Below are 4,200 nucleotides of genomic sequence, written 5' to 3'. Positions count from 1 at the left end.
GGCCAACTACGGAGTGCGCGACACGCGCAGCCAGGCGGCGGGCTATCCTCTCGAAAGCGGTTCTGGACGCACCAGCGACCTGACTATCGATGCGGGCAACGCGTACAACCCGTTCCCAGGCTACGACACCGACTTCTTCCGCCGCACGACGGAACTGCCGCGTATCAGCTGGGCGAAGAGCAAGGCCTTCCACGTCGATGCCGGCGCCGAAGGCAGCTTCCTCTGGAATGACCGCACGTGGAACTGGGACGTCACCTACGGATATTCCGAGGCGCGCGACAGCCGCACCGATAGCGGCAATATCAATCTGGTCAATGCCGCCAAAGCGCTGGGACCGACGTCGGTCGTCAACGGGAACGTCGTCTGCGCCAATGCTGCGGATCGCGCGGCTGGCTGCGTGCCGTGGAACATCCTTGCCGGTCCCGGCGGCACGCCGGATGCCGTGTGGAACTACGTGCAATCCACGACCACCGCCCGCCAGGTGACGAGGACCAACGACGTCGTCGCCAACCTGACCGGCGGCGTGTTCGACCTGCCCGCCGGCACGGTTCGCGTGGCCGGTGGTCTCGAGCATCGCACCGAGAACGGACGCTACGTGCCCGATCCCGCCGACTCCGCCGGCCTGACTACCCAACTGGCCAGCAATCCGACGAACGGCGGCTACATCGTCAACGAGGCCTACCTCGAACTCGACGTGCCGCTGCTGGCCGACCTGCCCTTCGCACGGGAACTGGCGGTGAACGCGTCATCGCGCTATTCGCACTACTCGGCCTTCGGCGGTCGCACCAACAACAAGTACAGCTTCCGCTGGAAGCCGTTCGACGATCTGCTCTTGCGCGGTACGTATGCCGAAGGTTTCCGCGCACCAACGGTGGCGGATCTTTACGCGGGTTCGAGCGAAAGTTTCGAAAGCTTCCTCGACCCTTGCGACAGCGCCTTTGGTGCCGCCGCGTCCGATGCAGGCGTGCGTGGCCGCTGCGCCGCGGCAGGCGTACCCGCGAACTATCGGCAGATCGACCAGTCGGGCGCGCAAGTCAACTCCGCCACCGGTGGCCAGAATCCCGTGGCTTTCCGCACGGGCGCCAATCCCGCGCTGAAGCCGGAATCGTCGATTACGCGCACCGCCGGCTTGGTGTACAGCCCCGGCTACCTCGATGGCCTCGATGTCACGCTCGACTATTACAAGGTCGACATCCGCGATGTCATCACGCCGATCCTTGCCGGCGACATTCTCAACTTCTGCTACGTGCGGAACGATCCGACGTATTGCGGACGCTTCACGCGTGCGGCCGACGGCCATATCACCTCGCTGGACGAAAGCCTGGCCAACCTAGGCACGTTGCGTACCGAAGGCTACGATCTCGGCGCGCATTACCGTTTCCCGGAAACACGCTACGGCGAGTTCACCCTGCTCTCGGATAGCACCTATCTGAAGGACTACACGCAATCGAGCAGCCCCGGTTCACCGCCACGCCAGCTGGCCGGCTACATGAACGGCGTGCAGGGCCTGTATCGCGTCCGCTCGAACCTCTCGCTCGACTGGTCGTGGAGGCGCTTCGGTGCGACGTGGACCGTACGCTACTTCGACGGCCTGAAAGACTCGTGCTGGTCGTCCACGGTCGAGTGCAATCGTCCGAATGAACTCAACGCGATCACTGGCGTCACCGGCGTGAGCCGCAAGGGCTCGGTCGCCTTCCACGATGCGCAGCTGCGCTGGCAGGCCCCCTGGAACGGCAACTTCCGTGTCGGCATCAATAACGTCTTCGCGCGCAAGGGACCGCTCTACTACAACGTATCCAGCGCCGGCGGCGGCAGCCCCCCGTACAATCCCGCGTTCGACATCGACCGGTATTTCTACGTCGGCTACCAGCAAAAGTTCTGAAGCATTGCGTTGTCAGCTGAAGAAACGTGGCGCTGAATCGGCAAGCGCTACCTCACCACGGCGAAACTCAAGGCAATGAGTTCGTGGCCAGAGATCTTCGCCCCATTGCCTTGCAGCGCACCAGCTGAAACCATTTACGTCGAGCACATGGCCAAGGAGTGAGGCAAATGTCAATGCAGCCGACCGTCAACGCGCTTGTCATCGGTCCAAAGGGAGGTGGCATCAGCTACCTGATGGGATCGCTACTTCGAGCCAGCGATCCTTCACAGATTGAATCTGGTGCGAGCGGCGCTGCGGCCTCATGGGATGCTTTGCAGACGTGGAATGGGTCGATCTCTTGCGGAAGCTTGGCGCTTCCAACATGCAACCTCAACGCATTTCATACTGATGCGATCCCTTCCGAAGGCACATTCCCCTCGAAAATCGACTCGATCCTCGTAGTCATTCCTGCAGCGTACGGCGAGTTCGAAGGCTGTCTATCGTCAAAAGGTGCGGTGCGGCAGCTGATCTCGTACGCGCACGATAACCTCGGAGCTACCCGATGCGTGCTCGCCATTACGAAGATGGACTGTACCGAGCCTCCTTTCAGCATGGAAAGGTTTACCGAGATTAAGGGCCAGACGCTGCATTACGTTGCCAGATCGAAGTTCAATGCGAACGAAGTTCCGACGGTGCCTGTCGCGCCTGCAGATCCGAACTATTCGAATGTCGTCGAAGCATCGGCAGCGATGAGGGCATACAAGGGTTGGAACCTTCTGAGCGGCTCTAATGGATTGACGCTGCTGAATGCGCTGGAATTCTTAGCGCTTCCATGAGCACTAAGGCACCAGCGCCAACGGCGAAACAATATCCGCCCCTTCGCTACGAACAGGCGCGCCATTCGTGTTCTGCCCCACCGCGATCAACCACTGGCCGTGCTGCTTGCGCGCGAGAAACATCATGATGCCGGAACGGGGCGGGATCGCCCGGCCCGCGTCGTCGGTGGCGCCGGTGATCTGCCAGGTGTAATGCACGGAGGCAAGATCCGGCCCCAGAAAACGCACGTTGGTACCGATGACGCGGTTGACCGAGTCGCGGAAGCGCGTACCGAGAATGCGCGTGTGATACGTCTCGAAATCCTTCTGCCCCCGCATCCACTTGCCGTCGACCGTGACGAAATCGACCTCACGCTCGGTGAGAACGGTGAGGCCGTGACCGTCGTGCCGATTCCAGGCATCGATGAAAGCCTGGGGTAGTGCCGTGAGAGCGGCTTCGTCGTTGCCGGACTGGGCCTGCGCCAGCGACGGTCCGAGCAACAGGATGAGCAGGAGCAGGAAGGTCTTCATGCGTCGCACCGGACGGGGATGACTCGTCAAGCGTGCTACGGGAAGAGCCTCCAGACCATTCCCCGAAGGGCGTATGCCTCCCGCGCCCCCAGTGCGTAACGCCAGGGTTACAGCACCAGTGGTCGGTCGGGCAGCTCGTTTTCGCGCGAACGACCGTCGGCAGGGAAATGCCGGGTCAGTAACGCACCGGCGTCGGCGACGCCGATCTGCACGCCTTCGCGAAAACGGCCCTGGGCGAACGCGTCGCGCATATGGACGGTGATGGCTTCCCATTCCGCCTGCGTGACGGCCCGCGCGATGCCGCGGTCCGCGATGATTTCGATGCGATGCTCGGCAAGCAACACGTACAGCAAGACACCACAGTTATCTTCAGTGTCCCAGACGCGCAGATGAGCGAACAGCATCGCCGCGCGGTCGCGGGCCGTGACGCCAGACGCGACAGCGGAGAACGGCAGGCGCGATTCGATCGCGACGCGTAATTCGCCCCGGTGTGTGGTTTCTCCCGACGAAACCGTGCCCGCAATCGCGTCGAGGGTGTCCGACCCGAACTGCCGACCCATCTGGAACCAGGCACCGAACAGATTGGCGACGATCCGTTGCATGTCCATCAATAGCTCCCCGACGCGCCGCCACCACCGAAGCTGCCGCCGCCTCCGCTGAAGCCGCCGCCTCCCCCACCGCCACCGAAGCCGCCACCACCAAAACCGCCACCGCCGCCGAAGCCACCAAAGCCGCCCCAGCCACCGCCACCGATGGAGCGGCCCGCACCACCCGGAATCGCCATGAACAGGGCGCCAGCGACGAGGCCGATAACCCCGCCAAACACCGAGCTCATGATCAGCCACGCCAGTCCGCCCGTGACGGCACCACCGATGGGCATACGCGCCCACAGCGGTGCACGGCCGAGGATGCCGCGAAGGAAAAGCACGCCGAAGATCAGCGGCAGGAACAGGTTGCCACCGCCGTGTCGGCGCTCATGGGCTTCGTCGGGAT

Annotated in this window: 4 protein-coding genes and 1 pseudogene; 2 read left to right on the top strand and 3 right to left on the bottom strand. The window is 63.0% G+C overall.

Annotated elements, in window-relative coordinates:
* Both AC1DSN_RS19195 and AC1DSN_RS19190 read left to right on the top strand, forming a co-directional pair.
* Positions 1 to 1,882, top strand: a 1,882-nt coding sequence (locus tag AC1DSN_RS19195; RefSeq protein WP_477332263.1) for a TonB-dependent receptor domain-containing protein, incomplete at its 5' end; no start/stop codon positions are given.
* A gap of 167 nt (positions 1,883 to 2,049) precedes the next feature.
* Positions 2,050 to 2,697: a P-loop NTPase family protein gene (locus AC1DSN_RS19190; RefSeq protein WP_477332261.1), complete on the top strand. Its 648-nt coding sequence runs from the start codon at positions 2,050 to 2,052 to the stop codon at positions 2,695 to 2,697.
* Between the two features lie 3 nt (positions 2,698 to 2,700).
* Here AC1DSN_RS19190 and AC1DSN_RS19185 read toward each other — a convergent pair whose 3' ends face one another.
* The 3 genes and pseudogenes from AC1DSN_RS19185 to AC1DSN_RS19175 form a co-directional block, all read right to left on the bottom strand.
* Positions 2,701 to 3,207 carry an SgcJ/EcaC family oxidoreductase gene (locus AC1DSN_RS19185; RefSeq protein WP_053057426.1) on the bottom strand — a complete coding sequence of 169 codons (507 nt, stop codon included), beginning with the start codon at positions 3,205 to 3,207 and terminating at the stop codon, positions 2,701 to 2,703.
* 107 nt (positions 3,208 to 3,314) lie between these two features.
* Positions 3,315 to 3,815 carry a TPM domain-containing protein gene (locus AC1DSN_RS19180; protein WP_477297651.1) on the bottom strand — a complete coding sequence of 167 codons (501 nt, stop codon included), beginning with the start codon at positions 3,813 to 3,815 and terminating at the stop codon, positions 3,315 to 3,317.
* Positions 3,815 to 4,200 (bottom strand): annotated as a pseudogene (locus tag AC1DSN_RS19175) (TPM domain-containing protein); the annotation flags it as partial. The gene AC1DSN_RS19180 and the pseudogene AC1DSN_RS19175, both read right to left, overlap by 1 nt.

The organism is Luteibacter sp. P4_D7_3 (genome assembly GCF_056401735.1).
Note: the sequence above shows the minus strand (reverse complement) of the source record. Positions and strands in the feature narration are given on the sequence as shown.